The organism is Geminicoccus flavidas (genome assembly GCF_009806515.1).
Taxonomy (GTDB): domain Bacteria; phylum Pseudomonadota; class Alphaproteobacteria; order Geminicoccales; family Geminicoccaceae; genus Geminicoccus; species Geminicoccus flavidus.
Genome location: NZ_WUJP01000893.1, coordinates 1 through 1,558 on the forward strand (window position 1 = coordinate 1; position 1,558 = coordinate 1,558).

At 68.5% G+C, this 1,558-nt stretch carries 3 protein-coding genes; all 3 read left to right on the forward strand.

Annotation, left to right across the window (positions count from 1 at the left end; genetic code table 11):
• Positions 1-87 precede the first annotated feature (87 nt).
• The gene (locus EQG76_RS25495; RefSeq protein WP_159717519.1) at positions 88-741 is read left to right on the forward strand and encodes a hydrolase; all 654 of its coding nucleotides are present in this window, start codon (positions 88-90) and stop codon (positions 739-741) included.
• Positions 742-844: 103 nt separating this feature from the next.
• Positions 845-1,150, forward strand: coding sequence for a XapX domain-containing protein (locus EQG76_RS25500; RefSeq protein ID WP_159717521.1), 306 nt, complete (start codon positions 845-847; stop codon positions 1,148-1,150).
• A partial coding sequence (locus EQG76_RS25505) for an amidohydrolase family protein (protein ID WP_235031563.1) occupies positions 1,147-1,558 on the forward strand: 412 nt, incomplete at its 3' end. The genes EQG76_RS25500 and EQG76_RS25505, both read left to right, overlap by 4 nt.

The following is a 1,558-nucleotide window of genomic DNA, read 5'->3' on the forward strand; positions in this document are numbered from 1 at the left end:
ACCGGAATGACCGGCACAGGGCAGCGCCCGCAACGGCCGGACATGTCGAGATTCGACCAGCCAAATCATTCACCGGAGTGATCCACCATGCCGACCGCTTCCCCCGTTCCTGGCAAGGGGCTGCTCCAGCCTGCCGACCACACGCTGATCCTCATCGACTTCCAGTCGCAGATGGCCTTCGCGACCAAGTCGATCGATGCGGTCACGCTGCGCAACAACGCCGCCCTGATCTCCCAGGCGGCCGCCGGCTTCGGCGTCTCGACCATCCTGACCACGGTCGCTGCGGCAGGCTTCTCCGGGCCCATGTTCGGCGAGATCGTCGATGCCTTCCCGGGGCAGCCACTGCTGGACCGCACCTCGATGAACACCTGGGAGGACGCGGCGGTGGTCGCGCGGGTCAACGAGATCGGCAAGCCGCGCCTCGTCATGGCGGGACTGTGGACCGGCGTCTGCATCGTCGGCCCGGCGCTCTCGGCCCTGGACCAGGGCTTCGAGGTCTATGTCATCGCCGATGCCTGCGGCGACGTCACGGACGAGGCCCATGAGCGCGCGATGGAGCGCATGATCCAGGCCGGCGCCCGACCGATGACCTCCCTGCAGTACCTGCTGGAGCTGCAGCGCGACTGGGCCCGCGCGGAGACCTACGGCCTCACCACCGGCATCGCCCGGGAACTGGGCGGCGCCTACGGGCTCGGCATCACCTACGCCAAGACGATGTTCGGGGCGCAGGAAGGCCATTGAGGCACGCAACCGGCCGGCCGGCCCGGCCCTGACTGCCGGCTGGTCGGTCGAGTGGCAGAAGGCGGCGGTTCGGCCCGCTGGTGACGGATAGTCGGGAGGCGAGATGAAGACCTATGTGCTGGCCCTGGCTGCCGGCTTGCTGGTCGGGGTGATCTACAGCCTGCTCAACGTGCGCTCGCCGGCACCGCCAGTGATGGCGTTGATCGGCCTGCTCGGCATCCTCGCCGGCGAGCAGATCGTGCCCATCGCCAAGCGCATCGTCACAGGCGAACGGCTCAACCTGGGCTGGCTCAGGAGCGAGTGCAATCAGCATGTCTTCGGCGCACTGCCCGCCCGAGACTCAGCACGGACCCCAGCACAGACCAGGGTCGAAACGTGCAGCAGCGACGCAGGGAGGTTCCGGTCATGAACCCCACCCGCAGACAGACCGCCCTCGGCAGTGCCGCCAGCACCATCTCGGCCCTGCTCGGCCTCGCACCCGCAACTCGACCATCCGCCTCGGAAGCCAGCACCATGCCCGCCGATCTCATCCTGGTGAACGGGCGTTTCACCACGCTCGACCGGAGCAACCCGGACCCGCAGGCCGTGGCGATCGGGCAAGGGCGCTTCATCGGTGTCGGCTCAGAAGCGGACATGCGCAGCCTGGCCGGCCCGTCGACCCGGATCATCGATCTGGGTGGCCGCCGCGCCGTGCCGGGGCTGATCGACAGCCATATGCACATCATCCGCGGCGGCCTGAACTACAACATGGAACTGCGCTGGGACGGGGTGCGCTCGCTGGGCCAGGCCATGGAGATGCTGCGCCAGCAGGTCGCCG